General features: G+C 62.0%; 14 protein-coding genes. 5 read left to right on the top strand and 9 right to left on the bottom strand.

What is annotated here, in order from left to right:
* Positions 1 to 64 precede the first annotated feature (64 nt).
* Positions 65 to 907 (bottom strand): class I SAM-dependent methyltransferase, encoded by an 843-nt coding sequence (locus CO657_RS07020; protein ID WP_054185736.1) that lies wholly within the window; start codon positions 905 to 907, stop codon positions 65 to 67.
* A 162-nt stretch (positions 908 to 1,069) separates the two neighbouring features.
* Here CO657_RS07020 and CO657_RS36650 point away from each other — a divergent pair, with 162 nt between their 5' ends.
* The 3 genes from CO657_RS36650 to CO657_RS07010 all read left to right on the top strand — a co-directional run bounded on the left by CO657_RS36650 (position 1,070) and on the right by CO657_RS07010 (position 3,321).
* Positions 1,070 to 1,246, top strand: coding sequence for a hypothetical protein (locus CO657_RS36650; protein WP_003587132.1), 177 nt, complete (start codon positions 1,070 to 1,072; stop codon positions 1,244 to 1,246).
* Positions 1,247 to 1,309: 63 nt separating this feature from the next.
* Positions 1,310 to 2,698: a sensor histidine kinase gene (locus CO657_RS07015; RefSeq protein WP_003587135.1), complete on the top strand. Its 1,389-nt coding sequence runs from the start codon at positions 1,310 to 1,312 to the stop codon at positions 2,696 to 2,698.
* 2 nt (positions 2,699 to 2,700) lie between these two features.
* Positions 2,701 to 3,321, top strand: a complete 621-nt coding sequence (locus CO657_RS07010) for a response regulator (protein WP_003587137.1) — start codon at positions 2,701 to 2,703, stop codon at positions 3,319 to 3,321.
* Positions 3,322 to 3,352: 31 nt separating this feature from the next.
* On the opposite strand, the gene CO657_RS07005 is transcribed toward CO657_RS07010, so the two are convergent.
* Complete coding sequence (locus CO657_RS07005) at positions 3,353 to 3,874, bottom strand: hypothetical protein (protein WP_054185735.1); 522 nt, start codon at positions 3,872 to 3,874, stop codon at positions 3,353 to 3,355.
* A gap of 308 nt (positions 3,875 to 4,182) precedes the next feature.
* On the opposite strand from CO657_RS07005, the gene CO657_RS07000 reads away from it, so the two are divergent.
* Both CO657_RS07000 and xth read left to right on the top strand, forming a co-directional pair.
* A complete protein-coding gene (locus CO657_RS07000; RefSeq protein WP_054185734.1) occupies positions 4,183 to 4,677 on the top strand; it encodes a hypothetical protein in 495 nt (164 codons plus the stop codon).
* Positions 4,678 to 4,686: 9 nt separating this feature from the next.
* A complete protein-coding gene (gene xth, locus CO657_RS06995; protein WP_054185733.1) occupies positions 4,687 to 5,478 on the top strand; it encodes an exodeoxyribonuclease III in 792 nt (263 codons plus the stop codon).
* A 13-nt stretch (positions 5,479 to 5,491) separates the two neighbouring features.
* Here xth and CO657_RS06990 read toward each other — a convergent pair whose 3' ends face one another.
* Genes CO657_RS06990 through CO657_RS06960 form a run of 7 tightly spaced genes read right to left on the bottom strand, consistent with a single transcriptional unit; the run spans position 5,492 to position 15,022 of the window.
* The gene (locus CO657_RS06990; RefSeq protein WP_054185732.1) at positions 5,492 to 7,576 is read right to left on the bottom strand and encodes an FAD-dependent oxidoreductase; all 2,085 of its coding nucleotides are present in this window, start codon (positions 7,574 to 7,576) and stop codon (positions 5,492 to 5,494) included.
* Between the two features lie 5 nt (positions 7,577 to 7,581).
* Entirely contained in the window at positions 7,582 to 8,751 is a 1,170-nt protein-coding gene (locus CO657_RS06985; RefSeq protein WP_054185731.1) for a Gfo/Idh/MocA family protein, read from the bottom strand.
* Between the two features lie 11 nt (positions 8,752 to 8,762).
* The gene (locus CO657_RS06980) at positions 8,763 to 10,418 is read right to left on the bottom strand and encodes a GMC family oxidoreductase (protein ID WP_054185730.1); all 1,656 of its coding nucleotides are present in this window, start codon (positions 10,416 to 10,418) and stop codon (positions 8,763 to 8,765) included.
* A gap of 9 nt (positions 10,419 to 10,427) precedes the next feature.
* Positions 10,428 to 11,966 (bottom strand): FAD-dependent oxidoreductase, encoded by a 1,539-nt coding sequence (locus CO657_RS06975; protein ID WP_054185729.1) that lies wholly within the window; start codon positions 11,964 to 11,966, stop codon positions 10,428 to 10,430.
* 15 nt (positions 11,967 to 11,981) lie between these two features.
* Positions 11,982 to 13,097 (bottom strand): ABC transporter ATP-binding protein, encoded by a 1,116-nt coding sequence (locus CO657_RS06970; protein WP_128715525.1) that lies wholly within the window; start codon positions 13,095 to 13,097, stop codon positions 11,982 to 11,984.
* A gap of 3 nt (positions 13,098 to 13,100) precedes the next feature.
* Complete coding sequence (locus tag CO657_RS06965) at positions 13,101 to 14,072, bottom strand: carbohydrate ABC transporter permease (RefSeq protein ID WP_054185885.1); 972 nt, start codon at positions 14,070 to 14,072, stop codon at positions 13,101 to 13,103.
* A complete protein-coding gene (locus tag CO657_RS06960) occupies positions 14,069 to 15,022 on the bottom strand; it encodes a carbohydrate ABC transporter permease (RefSeq protein ID WP_128715524.1) in 954 nt (317 codons plus the stop codon). The genes CO657_RS06965 and CO657_RS06960 overlap by 4 nt, the downstream gene beginning before the upstream one ends.
* Positions 15,023 to 15,045: the final 23 nt, after the last annotated feature.

Raw genomic sequence — 15,045 nt, 5'->3', positions numbered from 1 at the left:
ATTATAAAATGGGAGGATGATTGTAGGAATTGTATGATTAATGCGCCGGCACTCGGCCGAGGAACTACGAGACACGACCGGCGACGACCAAGGCGCTCATGCCGCCGCTAGGACGAGTTCCGTGCCGCGCTTCCACGCACTCGGCCACCTCATCGACGATTTCGGACATGCGTTCCGGCGCCCGCCATTCGATCTCGCCCCGCAGAAGCGTGCCCTGGCAGAATGCGGCTGCGACGTCCTGGGCGCTGGCCGCCACGGAGGTCAATTCGAGCCGGTCGCAGGTCACTGCCTTAAATCCAGCCGACGACATCTGCGCCTTGATGGCGCCGGGGTCGAAGTAGGAGTATGGCAAGCGCCGGAGAAAATCCGGAGGGTCGGATGGGAAGAGACCTGCCAGGCATTCGTCGACACAGCTCGCGAAGTCGTTGACCGAGAGTGAATCCCACGTCGAAAACAGAAACCGGCCTTTGCTGCGCAACACTCTTTCTGCCTCGCTATAGGCCTTCACCTTGTCGGGAAAGAACATTGCGCCGAACTGGCAGATGACCAGATCGAACATCTCCGGCGCGAAGGGAAGATTTTGCGCATCGGCGTGCATCCAGTGGGTCCGCGACATCGTCACCGTCGGCGCGCCGATGTCGATCATCGCCTGGCTGAGGTCGGTGGCAACAATTTCCGTTGGCGGATCAAGCGTCGCGCGCAGGGCGCGCGTCAAGGCGCCCGTCCCCGCAGCGAGTTCGAGAACGCTTCCAGGTTTCGACTGGTCGGCGGCGATCGCCATCTCGGTCGCATAAGGCGCGAAGAGGATCGGCACCAGGAGGGTCTGGTAAAGCTCGGCCATACCTTCATCGAATGGTGGGGCAGAGGTGGCGGGAGCGCCGTTTTCGATGTCAGCAGAAATTGTCACTCGCAAATCTCCAGAACCCCGAACCAGTCAGTGCTGAAATATGACTGAATCTGGTGACGTCTACGGGGCCCGGACCTAGGTCCGAGGCCTGTCAGACCGAAGTCCCGGGGGTGGAACGCGGACAGGACCGCGTCGTTTGGAAGGGGTGAAGGAGATCCCGATATGGCTCAGACTAACAGATCCCGTGTCAATGACGCCTGCAACGTGTGCGTCGTCGCCCTTGTCGTCGTCCTGGCGGCTCTTCTCTACGTTTTCGGTGCAGCCATGTCCGGCGATACGCTCCAATTGACGAAAAGTATAAGAGGCGCCGAAATCTTCGATACCAGGGATGTCCCCTGACGCCGTCTGGAAAAATTTCGAGGAAGCGATAGGTTAGTCGGCAAGTCTCTTACCGGTATCACAATGAATTGGCTTCGCCGCTGGAATGCCCGCTCACTCGCCTCGCAGTTCTTCATCGCGGGTGGTTTGATCTCGATTGCCGCCATGTTCCTGGTGGGCCTTCTCGTCACCCATCTCATCGAGGAGGCAGTCATCTACAATTCCGGTGCTGCGACGGCACTCTATGTCGACAGCGTTGTCGCGCCGCTGCTTCCCGACATGCAAACGGCATCATTCCTGGACGAAGGCAGCGCCCAGGCTCTGGACGAAACGCTTGGTCAGGGCGCGCTCGGCAGGCGGCTTGTTTCGTTCAAGCTGTGGCGAAGCGACGGCACCATTCTCTACTCGAACGAAAAAGAACTTGTGGGAAAGACGTTTGCGGTCAACGACAAGCTTCGAAAAGCCTTCGCAGGCTCTCTCGTTGCGCGCTACGAAATCGCCGACGATCCGGAAAGCGAAAAGGAGCGTGCGCTCGGCAAGCCGCTGATGGAAATCTACAACCCTGTGCTCCAGCCATGGTCCGGACAGGCCGTCGCCGTCATTGAATTCTACGAGACCGCGCAAGGACTAGGCGACAGTCTGACCAATGCCAGGCTCCGGAGCTGGGCCGCCGTCGCCGCTCTGACAGCAATCTTTTTCCTTATTCTCGCCGTCCTGGTGTTTCGGGTCAGCCGCACGATCGAAGCGCAACGGAAAGATCTCAAGGAACGGGTCAACGACCTGTCTGCGCTGCTGGCGGAAAACCGCGGGCTGCAGCGGCGGCTGCAGCGCGCCTCCCAGCGCGTGGCGGCGCTGAACGAAACATATCTGCGGAGCATCGGCGCCGATCTGCACGACGGTCCGGCCCAGCACATTGCCTATGCCTCACTGCGGCTGGACAGCGATATGTTGATCAATGCGTCGACCCCGCCCGAAGCGCGCGAAAAGGAGCTCGCGTGGATACGTTCGAGCCTTGCCGAGGCGATGACCGAGATCCGCAGTATCTGCAGCGGGCTGGTGCTCCCGCAGATCGAGAAGTCCTCGATCACCGAGATCGTCGCCCGTGTGGTCGAAGCGCATCAGCACAAGACCGAAACCCGTGTCGAAACAATTATCGACGACGATGGACCCGAACCCGCGCCTGCCGTAAAGATCTGTATCTATCGCTTCGTTCAGGAAGCCTTGAACAATGCCTATCGCCATGGCGGCGGTATTCAGCAGACCGTAAGCGCCGTCTCGCACAACGGTCATGTTCATGTCGAGGTCAGCGACCGCGGCGATGGCTTCGACCCGATGGAGGTGAGGCCGACAAGCCTCGGCCTGGTCGGGCTGCGCGAACGGATCGACAGTCTGGGAGGATCCTTCGACGTAAAGACGGGCGAAGGAGGGACGACGGTGACCATGACCTTCGAGCCTATGGAAGTGGGAGATTAGACATGACATCCATCACGATCGGCGTCGTGGACGACCATCCGCTTTTTCGCGAGGGCGTAACCCGGAGCCTCTCCGAGATCAGCGACTTTGCCGTCGTTGGGGAAGGCGCCAGCAGCGATGACGCTGCGATGATCGCTGCGAACAACCATCCCGACATCATGCTCCTCGATGTCTCGATGCCCGGTGGCGGGCTGTCGGCGATCAGCGACGTGCTGACGCGGAGCCCGGCAACGAAAGTGCTGATGTTGACGGTATCCGAGGAGGTGGACACGCTGATGGCAGCCCTGCAACGGGGCGCAATGGGCTATGTTCTCAAAGGTGTCGGCTCGCGCGGTCTCGCCGAAGCCATCCAGACTGTGCTGAGCGGATCACGCTATATCTCCCCGACAATGTCGACAAAGGTCATGGAGAATTCGCTGAATGGCGGCGCCACCGAGAAGAACGGTCTGACGCCACGGGAACGCGAGGTGATGGATCTCGTCGCTCAAGGCTTGTCAAACAAGCATATCGGCTTGCGTCTCAGCCTGCAGGAAAAGACGGTGAAGCATCATATGACGCAGATTTTGAGCAAGCTCGGCGTCTCGAACAGGACTGAAGCGGCTCTGCAATGGCGCCAACACTAGATCAGTTGACCACATCCCCGCCTTAGGCTTTTTAGCGGAGGTAGCGGCCTAGCCGGCGGGCATCGTTTGCCGTCGCTTGCCGGCTTATGATCGTCCTGCCCTTTCCGTCCTTCATCACGTAGCGGCCACGCCGCAGGGTTTCGGTAATGCCGTTCGCATGGCGGACGTCGATCGAGCCATCGGACGCTTCGGTCGCTGTTGCCCCCGATTCCTGCGAGGCGCTCGCGGAGGAAGAGGCAGAGGATCCGGCACTATTGCCCGAACCGCTGTTGCCGTTGCTGCCACTATTGCCGTTACCATTGCCTCCGCCGTTGCCGTTGCCGCCGCCGTTGCCGTTGCCGCCGCCGTTGCCGTTGCCGCCGCCGTTGCCATTTCCTCCGCCGTTGCCGTTTCCATTGCCATTCCCGTTATTGCCGTCCTTTGCCTGGGCGCTTTCTACCTTAAGATCAGGAAGGAAGCCGTCGAGGTTGAATGTGGCCGGCGATGCGGCTGCGACGATAGCAATGGCCGCGCTGCCGCCCAATCTCAGAAAATCACGTTTCGAGAATGTCATGCCATAGCCTCGTCCGCTCTTCGCCGTCTTACGCAATATAGACGCGCGCCAATTTTCGCCGTTCCGGCGGATAAATGCAACCGGACCTAGGTACTAGATCGGGCCGGACTTTGGTCCCGGCCGCCGGATTGCCAAGGCCATCAGCGAGGAAAAGTCCGAACGATTATCCCGGGCGCTGGATTGCGCAGCGCGCCATCGGCGATATTTGCCTCCTCGTCAATACATGGCCGCATCAGGCGAATGCATTTTTCTGGAACTTCTTTCCTCGTCACCGATTTGATTGTCGAAGAGCAACAGAGGAAATAGTGATGGCAAACCCGAACGAATCCCCCGCGGTCCAGTCCCTGCGAAAAGAGCAGGCAGAGCAGCAAAGAAGGGCTCGAAAGGGTGAGCTCGACAGAGGCATCGAGGGCACCTTCCCGACCTCCGACCCAGTGTCGGCCACCCATACCTCGATCCCTGCCGGCCGCAGCGATATCGAGGCGGCCGAGCGGGTGAAGCGGGAGCCCGATCCCACCAGGCTCGACGAGGCCTATCCGCTCGTCGACCAAGCGCTGCGATCCACCGGCGAAACCGGCGGCTTCTCCGAAGGCTCCGATTTCGATCGCGAAAGGCGCGCGCTTCAGAGAGAAGCCGGCGGCGTGGCGGAAACCGCTTCGGAGGTGGCTTCGGGGACGACCCGCCTGGCGAAGGCGGAAGCGCGAAGCTTTGTCCAGGACGTCGAAGACCGGATACGCCAGCAGCCGTTGACGGCGGTCGCAATCGTCGCCGGCATTGCCTTCGTCTTCGGAGCGACGCGTTGAGCGATCAGCGTGAAAATCGCAACCTATAACGTCAACGGGATCAATGGACGGCTGGCCATCCTGTTGCGCTGGCTCAAGGAGGATGCCCCTGATGTGGTCTGCCTCCAGGAACTGAAGACAGACGACGCCGGGTTTCCGCTAGAAGAAATCGAACGATCCGGCTACGGCGCCGTCTGGCACGGGCAGAGATCCTGGAACGGGGTCGCCATATTGGCGAAGGGCAAGACACCGATCCTGACTCGGCGGGGTCTTCCCGGCGATCCCGATGACAGCCACAGCCGCTATATCGAAGCCGTTATCGACGGCATCGTGATCGGATGCCTCTATCTGCCGAACGGCAATCCCTTCCCAGGCGCCAAGTTCGATTACAAGCTCCGCTGGTTCCGTCGCCTGTACGACTACGCCGCCGAACTGCTGGAACTCGAAGTGCCGTCGATCCTGGCCGGCGACTTCAACGTCATGCCGACGGAGATCGACGTCTACAAGCCCGAACGTTGGCTCGACGACGCGCTTTTCAGGCCGGAAGTTCGCAAGGCCTATGCCCATCTCGTCGGCCAGGGCTGGACCGACGCCGTCAGGCATCTGCATCCGGACGAGCGCATCTACACCTTCTGGAAATACTGGCGCAACAGCTTCGAACGCGACGCGGGGCTACGGATCGACCACTTCCTGCTCAGCCCGGCCGTCGCGCCATGGCTTCGATCGGCGACCGTCCGGAGAAAGCCGCGAGGCTGGGAACATACCAGCGATCATGCGCCCGTCATGATCGAACTCGACGTTCCCAGCACTGCAGCCGTTTGAGCCGAGATGGCGCTCATTCATCCGCGCCGAGATCATAGATGCGGCCTGTCAGCCAGGCCGGCCAGTCTCGCTCGAAGAAGGATTTGGCATCTTCATCCAAAGTGCGGTTCGCCCGCGTGGAAAGCCTGATCTCATCGCCCTTAAGCCGAACGACGATCTGCTCGCGCCTATGCGCCTCGCTTTCCCTGCGGAAGCGATATTCCTCCAACGGGCCTGCGTTCGCATGCGGAAGGGATTCGCCCTCGGCATCACATATCGCCCGCGCTCCGCGGCTGCCGCCGCCATTGCGGATGAAGAAGTCGAGCGCAGTGAGCACCGCTTCCGAGGCGAGCGCCATATGCCGCCACTGCACGCCCCGGACCGCCTCGGCGGCGCGGCCGTAGGCGATACCCTCCGCGCGAATGTCGGCATTCAGCTTGCGCGCTTCCATCAAGGCTTGGCCGACGCTTTCCTGATCGCAGATGATGCCGGCCTTCTCGCTCATCCGCGCCTGCACCTCGGAGCGGATCGACTTGACGGTGAGCGGGCTTTCGGCGCGAAGGACGGCCAGCAGTTTTGTGATGCCTGCTTCTGCGATCGCTGAGATCTCGCCCGCGGCGGCCCGCTTCGCTCTTCCGCTGGCGCTGATATGCTCGGCCGCCCGGGTGCCGAAGACTTGCCCGGCATTAAGCGCCGCGCCACCGGGCCGCGTCACGCCATGTGTGCCCGCCGCTTCGCCGACCGCGTAGCAGCCGGCAAGATTGCTGCGACCCCATGTGTCGACCATCACGCCGCCGTTCATGTGCTGGTTATTGACGGCGAATTCCAGCGGCTCGGCGGCAATGTCGATCTTGTAACGGCGGTAAAGTTCGATCGCGAGCGGGTTCATGTGCTTCAACCGATCGATCGGCATGTCCTGGCCGGCGCCGGCCTTGCCGAGATAGAGGCGGACGTCTTCGTCCAGCCTTTCCAAACTGAACGGCTGGTCACCCGGCACCGGCAGCGGATTGCGATTGAAGTCCATGAAGACGCGCCGCCCCGCGACGGTTTCGCGAGAGATAGCGAGATCCACTAGGCTCGATCCGAAATCGAGCATGCGGGTCGCATGAAACGGCCATTGATAGCCCTTGCGGAAGACGTTCGACGCCAATTCCTGCGTGCTGCGGTAATATTGCGCCAGGAAGTGATGTTCGATGCCTTCGGCATCGACCGAGTAGATGTGCGGGATTGCCTGGACGTAAGTGCCCGACAGATTCCACGGGAAGCCTTCCCTGCGCGTTCCGATGCCGAACTGGCTTTCGGTCAGATTGACGAGCTCGACGCCGGCCTCGAGCGCCAGCCCGAGCGAGCCGAAGCAGCCGTTGGGATAGACGCTGTCGCGGTAAAGCTCGCCCGGCCCGCCGGCTGCGAGCACGATCACGTCACTGACGAACAAGGCAATGCCCAGCGGATTCTCTTCACTGCGGTCGCCGGCGCGCATGGCGAGGATGCCGACGACACGGCAGCCCGCTCCCTCACCTTCCGTGAGGATTTTGACCGCGGTCGTCTGGTTGTAGAAGGGCACAGCAAGCCGGATCGCCTCCTCGGCCAGCACCTTGACCATCAGGCGCGAGGTGCGCGGGCCGCAACTGGTGGCGCGACCGACCTCGTCGTGGTCGGTCTGATATCTCAGCGTGCCCCCGAGCGGATCTTGCGGCAGCGGCAGGCCTAGGAACTGCAGCGACGCCATCATCCGCGACGAGCCGACGGCTTCGGCATAGGCCGTGTCCTCGTCCATTGCCCCACCGCTGCGGATGGCGCGGGCCATCGCCCGGTAATTGTCACCCTGGTCGGCCGTATTGGCCGTGTGCAGGGTCTGCTTGTCGGATCCCGAGCAAGCCGAGGTTCCGCCCCATGCGCTTTGGCTCATGATGACGACGTCGTCGCTGCGCCGCTTCATTTCCACGGCCGCACGCAGACCTGCGGCACCCGATCCGACGACGACGCAGCCGGCCCGATAGACCGGCACCTCGATGCCAGCGAGCCGGGTCGTGCCCGAGGGGCGAGCTTCCGGCGGGAGCTTGGGCATGTCGACATCGGTCAGCGCGTCGAGAATTTCCTGCGGAACAGCGGTGCTCATCGACGTCAGCCCAACGGGATGTCGACCCAGCGCTTCTGGCGGGAAGACTCCATGCATGCGTCGACGATCTGGCAGATGTGATGGCCGGTATCGAAGGTCGGCCACATCGGTGTGTTTGCGACGATCGAGCGGATCACCTCGGCCACCTCGATGATCTTACTTTCATTGTAGCCTATGCCGAAATTCGGCAGGGGAAGGAAAGCGCGGAAGGTGGGATTTTCCGGGCCGACATCGATCTCTCGGAAGCCGCGCCGCCCCGTCCGGTCGTCGTTGGAGTAGAAGCGCAGCCGGTTTATCTCGTCATAGGTATAGGCGATGCTGCCTTTGGTTCCGTAGACCTCGTAGGTCTGCATGAACTTGCGGCCGGTCGCGACACGGCTGAAATCGACGATCCCGCCGGCGCCGTTGGCGAACCGGCAGAGCAGGTTCGTGGCGTCGGGGTTGGTGATATCGGCCCAGGATTCGCTGCCTGTCAGTTTCACCTGCTCGCCATAATCAAGGCCCTCGACGACGGGCCGGCGCGGCGTGACGATGAGATTATCGGCGATCAGGGAACTGACGCGGCCAACCAGGAAATCCATGAAGCTGAAGATATGCGAACCGGTATCGCCGACGATTCCGGTCGGCGCCAGCTTGCCATCGGCGCGCCACATGAAGGGGGCCATGGGATCACCATACATGTCGACGTGCTGGCAGCCGCGGAACAGCTTGATCTCGCCGATTTCGCCGGATTCTATGATGTCTTTCGCCAGGTCATGGACGGGATTGCGGGGAAAGGCGTGTCCGACACGGGTGATCACACCCTTCTCTCTGGCGATGTCGGCAAGTTCCCGCGCCTCATCGGCGGTGTTGGCCAATGGCTTCTCGCAGTAGACATGTTTGCCGGCCAGCAGAGCCGCCTTGGCCACCGGATAATGCAGGTGATCGGGCAGGCAGATATCGATCAGATCGACCTCGGGATCGGCGACCGCCAGCTTCCAATCCTGATAGATCCTGGCCCCCGGCGCCCTGTTGGCTATATCCGCGGCAGCGTCAGGATTGCCGTCGACCAGCGCCACGATCCGCGCCGTTCCGTCCGACACGCCGAAGAAATGCGGAAAGGTCTGATAGGCCATCGTGTGGACCTTTCCCATCCAGCCCGAGGCGCCAAGCACTGCAACTCTCACTTCAGACATTTCACTACTCCCTAGCGGATTTCGGCGCGGGCCCGAGGCCTGACATCGTTGCGTTCATAGGCGAAGATAGCCGACGGCAGCGCAGGCAAGCCCCTGATAAGATCCGATCCCTTTTCGCCGACCATGATCGTCGGCGCGTTGGTGTTGCAGGACGGCACGCGCGGCATGACCGAAGAATCGCAGACGCGGATGCCTTCGAGGCCGTGGACTTTGAGATCCAGCCCGACGACCGCGTCGGGTCCTGTTCCCATCTTGCAGGTGCCCACGGGATGATGGTCGGTCTTTGCATTGGCGCAGCCATAGTCGAACAGCTGCTCGTCGGTCATGACCTTCGGCCCGGGAAGCCTTTCGGCCATGACAAAAGGCTTCAGCGCCGCCTGCTGCATAATCTCGCGGGCGATCTTCAGCCCCTCCAGCGACATCTGCCTGTCGTGCGGATCGGACCAGTAGTTCGGATCGATCAGGGGCGCGGCAGCCGGGTCGGCGGATGACAGACGCACCGTCCCGCGGGAGCGCGGATGCAGATAGGCAGAATTCAGCGTCACGCCCGCATTTTTGAGCCGCTCGACGCCGGCTTCGATGCCCGACCCCAAGCCGAGGTGAAACTGGATATCGGGAGACCGGGCCTCGGGATCGGCATACCAGAAGCCGCCGGTCTCGAAGAGCGACGACGCCACAGGACCGGTGCGGAACAGGACATATTGAACCCCGGCCCAGAGTGTGCGGTGAAGCTTTGCAACGCCGTCATAGGTGTGATCACCGGTGCATTCGGCGATGACGAAAAGGTCAAGGTGATCCTGCAGATTGCCGCCGACGCCGGGCAGATCGTGGAGCACCTTGACGCCCGCGGACCTGAGGTGATCGGCCGGTCCTATGCCGGACTGCAAAAGCAGCTTCGGCGATCCGATCGCGCCCGACGAGATCAGCACTTCGCGCTCGGCGTGGACGATTTCCGAGCCGCGCGCGGTGGCGATCTCGACGCCTGTCGCTCGCGTTCCCTCGACGATGATCCGCGCGACGCGGGCGCCCGTCCTAACCGTCAGGTTCTTCCGATCCTTGATCGGCGAGAGGTAAGCCAGCGAAGCCGATGACCGGCGGCGATCGCGCTGGGTGAGCTGATAAAATCCAACGCCCGCCTGCTGGCGGCCGTTGAAATCGTGATTATAGGGAATGCCGAGCTCCTGGCCTGCACGGATATAGGCGTCGCAGATCGGCAGGGGTGCTGCCGGCATCGAGACACCCAGCGGGCCACCATAGGCGTGGTAGTCGTCGGCGAAGCGCTGATTGTCCTCGGCGCGTTTGAAATAGGGCAGGATCGAGCGATAGTCCCAGCCCTCGCAGCCGTCTTCACTGGCCCAGAGGTCATAATCGGCCGCATTTCCACGCGTGTAGAGCTGGGCGTTGATCGACGAGCCGCCGCCGATGACCTTCGCCTGGGTATAGCGAAGCACCCGGTCTTTCATGTGCTTCTGGGGAACGGTTTGCCATCCCCAGCTGGCCACGCCCTTGGTCATCTTGGCGAAGCCCGCCGGCATGTGAAAAAGAGGATTCCAGTCGCCGCCGCCTGCTTCGAGCAGGAGGACGCGGATATCGGGATCTTCGCTCAGCCGGCTTGCAAGAACGCAGCCGGCGGGACCGGCGCCTGTGATGATATAATCGAAGCCCATTTTACCGTCCTATTTGTGCCCGGCATGCGCCAATGGATCTGATTTTGCCTGCAAGTCCTTCGACGCGATGTGGTCGGCAACTCTGAGCGCCTGGCTGGCAACGGTGAGCGCGGGATTGACCGCGGCCGAGGTCGGCAGGAAACCGGCATCGACGACGAAGAGGTTCTCGTGATCGTATGATCGGCAGTATGGGTCGAGCGGTGCCGTCGCAGGGTCGTTTCCGATGCGGACCGTTCCGCACTGATGGGAGGGCGTGCGCTTATCGAAGGGCCGCGACAGCACCAGCGGAAACCCGATCGACTTCAAAATCGCCTTCAGCCTGGCGACAAGCGCGAGATGCGCGTCCCAGTTGGTTCGCTGCCATTGGAGAATGATCCGATCTCCATCGACGATGACGCGGCTTTCCGGATTGGGAACGTCCTCGCTCATCGCATAGAAGTCGATGGCATGGTTGGTGATGAAACGCAGGAGCCATTCCGGCGCCTGCGGCAGAGAGCCCTTCAGAACTTTTTCGGAGATGCGGCCCAGCAGTTGCACGTTTCCGAGCGGCGGCCCACCCTCCCCGTCAGAGAGATAGAAGTCGTTGAAGGCAAAGGTCTTCTGATAGACGGCATTGTTCTTAAACCGCGGCGAGACGCCGATGACGGCGGAGGCATTGTGGTTCATGAAGTTGCGGCCCACCTGGTCGGAGGAATTCGCCAGCCCCTTTGGGAAACGGTCGTTCTTCGAGCGCAGCAACAGCACCGACGACTGAACCGCGCCGGCAGACAGGATGACCATCTCAGGCGAAACCGTGAGCGTCTCACCGTTCCTGACATAGGTGACCCGGCCGATCCGGCTCCCCGTCCCGGTGTCGAGCCGCGTGACGCGCGCATTGGTTTCGAGTCGGACGTTCTCGTGCTCCAGCGCCACTGCAAGGGCTGCGGTCTCGGCATCCATCTTGCCGTCCCGTGCGTTCGGATGTGCGTCCCAGGGAGTCCGCGCCTTGGAGAGCCAGGCATCGAGATCCATGCCGAGCGGCAGGGAAAAGGGATGCAGACCCTTCTGCTTGAGGCGGGCCCTGATGTCGGCGATCGGCGCCTCGTCAGGCACCGGCGGATACGCATAGCCAGCCGAGTGGTGCGGTTCCGTCGGATCGTCGCCCAGGCTGCCGCGAACCTGGTACATCCGCTCCGCCCTTGAGTACCACGGCTCCAGCTCCTCATAGGGAAAGGGCCAGGCCGGTGACATGCCCTCCCGGTGCTGGATGACGCCGAAATCCTCTTTGCGGTAGCGCGACAGGACGGCGCCGTAGAACTTCGAATTGCCGCCGACATTGTAATAGTTGCCGGGATTGAAACCCTTGCCGTTCGCCTCGTACCAGGTTTCCTTCGGTCGGAAATGGCCCCGCTGGAAGATCGCTCCCTGGTCACGATTGACGGGAAGATCGGCAATGTGATCGCCGGCTTCGAGGATTAATATCTCCGCGCCTGATGCAGCCAGGCCGGCCGCGACGGTGGAGCCGCCGACGCCTGAACCGATGATGACGATGTCCGGTGAACTCTTCATATCAGCACCTGGCCGTCACACGATCCGCACCTGGCTCTCAGGATCGAAGAACACGGCCTTGTCGAGATTGAAGGCAAGGCGTGTGTTTTGTCCGGGGGCGATGCCGGCATCGGCACGCAGTCGGGCGACGACGGATTTGCCGCCGAGCTTGGTGACGGCGAAGGTGTCGGAGCCGGCCGGTTCGACGACCTCGATCAGGCAATCGTCCTCGGTCAGCGAGCGCGCCTTGCGGTCGGCACCATCAGGGTCGGTCAGCGCCTCGGGGCGGATGCCGAAGATCACTTGTTTTCCGGCATAGGAGGACAGGCCATGATTGCCTGCGACGACCGGCAGCCGGAGCGGGGCGCCATTCGGCCGCTCCAGCGCGACCTGCAGTCCGCCCGCACCGTTTTCGACGGTGGCGTTGAGCAAGTTCATCGCCGGCGATCCCATGAAGTCGGCGACGAAGAGATTGGCGGGGCTGTTATAGATCTCGGCCGGCGTGCCGAACTGCTGCAGCACGCCGTCTTTGAGCACGGCGATCTTGGTCGCCAGCGTCATCGCCTCGATCTGGTCGTGGGTGACATAGACGAAGGTGGTGCCCATGCGCTGATGCAGCCGCTTGATCTCGGTGCGCATGTCGACGCGCAGCTTGGCGTCGAGATTGGACAAAGGTTCGTCGAACAGGAAGACCTGCGGATTGCGCACCAAGGCCCGGCCCATGGCGACGCGCTGGCGCTGGCCGCCGGACAATTGCGACGGCTTGCGGTCGAGCAGATGGCCGATCTGCAGCATGTCGGAGACCTGCTTGATCGCCTTGGCGCGCTCTTCCTTCGGCACGCCGCGGATCTCCATGCCGAAGGCGATATTGCCCGCCACCGTCATGTTCGGATAGAGCGCATAGGATTGGAACACCATGGCGATGTCGCGCTTGGACGGGTGCAGGCCGTTGATGGCGCGCCCGTCGATCCGGATATCGCCGGAGGTGATCGTCTCCAGCCCGGCAATGGTGTTGAGCAGGGTCGACTTGCCGCAGCCGGACGGGCCGACCAGCACCAGAAAGCCGCCCTTTTCGAGTTCGAGGTCGATCCCCTTGAGAATGTCGACGGCGCCGAAACGCTTTCTGAGACCGGAGATTTCGAGGAAGGCCATGACTTACCCTTTGACTGCCCCCGCCATCAGACCGCGCACGAAGTAGCGGCCGGCGAGGATATAGACGATCAGTGTGGGAACGGCCGCGATCATCGCCGCAGCCATGTTGACATTGTATTCGACCACCCCCGTCGAGGTGTTGACGACGTTGTTCAGCGCCACCGTCATCGGCATGGAGTCGCCGGTGCCGGCATAAGCCGAGGCAAACAGGAAGTCGTTCCAGATATTGGTGAACTGGTAGATCACCGTGACGACGATGATCGGCAGCGAGTTCGGCAGCATGATGCGGCGGAAGATCTGGAAGAAGCTGGCGCCGTCGACCTGGGCGGCCCGCACCAGCTCGGTCGGAAAGGCCTCGTAGAAATTGCGGAAGAACAGTGTGGTGAAGCCCAAGCCATAGACGACATGGACGAAGACCAGGTTGACGGTCGAATTGCCGAAGCCGAAGTTCCAGCCGGTGGCGTTTTGCAGGGTGACGCCGAAGCGGCCGAGCGAGCCGAGGATGGTCGCCATCGGCAGCAGCACCGACTGGAACGGGATGAAGCAGGCAAACAGCATCAGCCCGAACACCAGCGTATGGCCGGGGAAACGCCATTTGGTCAGGATATAGCCGTTCAGCGCCCCCATGATGGTGGAGATTGCCACCGCCGGCACCACCATCTTGATCGAGTTCCAGAAGTAGCCCTTGATGCCGGCGCAGGTCAGCCCGACGCAGGTCTCGCCCCAGGCCTTGATCCAGGGATCGAAGGTCGGCGCCTGCGGCAGCGCCAGCATGTTGCCGCCCTGGATCTCGTCCATGGTCTTGAACGAGGTTACGAGCATGACGAAGAGCGGCATCAGATAGAGGATGGCGAAGATCGTCAGCAGCCCGTAGATCACCAGGCGGCCGATCCAGCGGGTGTTGTTATTCCTGCTGTCGCCGCTCTGCGAAAGCGCTGCGGTCGAAGGTACGGTCGAGGCGGTGACGCTGCTCATCGGGCCTTCTCCTTCAGTTCGGAATAGAGATAGGGAACGATGATCGCCGAGATGGTCATCAGCATGATGATGGCGCTGGCCGAGCCGACGGCCATCTCGTTGCGCTTGAAGGTGTATTCATACATGAAGTTGGACGGCAGCCAGGCCGAGCCGCCAGGCCCGCCCGAGGTCAGCGCCACCACGAGGTCGTAGGACTTGATCGCCATATGGGCGAGCACGATGAAGGCCGACAGGAAGATCGGCCGCAGCAGCGGAATGACGATGCGGCGATAGAGCTGCAAGGGGGAAGCGCCGTCGATCTGCGCCGCCTTCATGATCTCGCCGTCGATGCCGCGAAGACCGGCCAGGAACATCGCCATGACGAAGCCGGACGCCTGCCAGACACCGGCGATGACGACGGTGTAGATGACGAAGTCCTTGTTCTTGATCCAGTCGAAGTGGAAGCTCGTCCAGCCGAAGTGGTGCAGCGTCTGCTCCAGCCCGAGGCCGGGATCGAGGAACCATTTCCAGGCAACCCCGGTGACGATGAAGGAGAGCGCCATCGGATAGAGGAAGATCGGCCGCAAAACCCCCTCGCCGCGGATCTTCTGGTCGAGCAGGATCGCCAGGAACAGACCGAGCGCCAGGCAGATGCCGACATAGAGGAAGCCGAAGATCGCCATGTTGGTGATCGAGGTATACCAGGAGGACGGCGGATCGCTCTCGAAGGTCCAGCGCCACAGCCGCTGATAGGCGCGTGCGCCAGTCAGCGCATAAGAGGGAAAGGTCTTGGAATTGGTGAAGGAGAGATAGGCCGTCCAGACGATGAAGCCGTAGACGAAGACCAGCGTGATGACGAAGCTCGGCGCCAGCACGATCTTCGGCAGCGCATCCTGCAGCCGGCCGCGCAGCGAGATCGGCGTCGAATGCGCCGGCGTCAGAACCGGATCGGTGGTCGCAACTGTGCTCATGGTATCTTGTCTCCCTTCCCGCA

Source organism: Rhizobium acidisoli (assembly GCF_002531755.2).
Classification (GTDB): Bacteria; Pseudomonadota; Alphaproteobacteria; order Rhizobiales; family Rhizobiaceae; genus Rhizobium; species Rhizobium acidisoli.
The sequence above is the reverse complement of the archived record's forward strand: the minus strand, read 5'-3'. Positions and strand labels throughout refer to the sequence as shown.

What these genes read in the sequence shown, in the direction of transcription:
- CO657_RS07000 (WP_054185734.1), top strand. Translation starts at nt 4,183, where the DNA reads ATGGCAAACCCGAACGAATCCCCCGCGGTCCAGTCCCTGCGAAAAGAG.
- CO657_RS06985 (WP_054185731.1), bottom strand. Translation starts at nt 8,751, where the DNA reads ATGTCTGAAGTGAGAGTTGCAGTGCTTGGCGCCTCGGGCTGGATGGGA.
- CO657_RS07015 (WP_003587135.1), top strand. Translation starts at nt 1,310, where the DNA reads ATGAATTGGCTTCGCCGCTGGAATGCCCGCTCACTCGCCTCGCAGTTC.
- CO657_RS07010 (WP_003587137.1), top strand. Translation starts at nt 2,701, where the DNA reads ATGACATCCATCACGATCGGCGTCGTGGACGACCATCCGCTTTTTCGC.
- CO657_RS07005 (WP_054185735.1), bottom strand. Translation starts at nt 3,874, where the DNA reads ATGACATTCTCGAAACGTGATTTTCTGAGATTGGGCGGCAGCGCGGCC.
- CO657_RS06960 (WP_128715524.1), bottom strand. Translation starts at nt 15,022, where the DNA reads ATGAGCACAGTTGCGACCACCGATCCGGTTCTGACGCCGGCGCATTCG.
- CO657_RS06965 (WP_054185885.1), bottom strand. Translation starts at nt 14,072, where the DNA reads ATGAGCAGCGTCACCGCCTCGACCGTACCTTCGACCGCAGCGCTTTCG.
- CO657_RS06990 (WP_054185732.1), bottom strand. Translation starts at nt 7,576, where the DNA reads ATGAGCACCGCTGTTCCGCAGGAAATTCTCGACGCGCTGACCGATGTC.
- CO657_RS36650 (WP_003587132.1), top strand. Translation starts at nt 1,070, where the DNA reads ATGGCTCAGACTAACAGATCCCGTGTCAATGACGCCTGCAACGTGTGC.
- CO657_RS06970 (WP_128715525.1), bottom strand. Translation starts at nt 13,097, where the DNA reads ATGGCCTTCCTCGAAATCTCCGGTCTCAGAAAGCGTTTCGGCGCCGTC.
- CO657_RS06975 (WP_054185729.1), bottom strand. Translation starts at nt 11,966, where the DNA reads ATGAAGAGTTCACCGGACATCGTCATCATCGGTTCAGGCGTCGGCGGC.
- CO657_RS06980 (WP_054185730.1), bottom strand. Translation starts at nt 10,418, where the DNA reads ATGGGCTTCGATTATATCATCACAGGCGCCGGTCCCGCCGGCTGCGTT.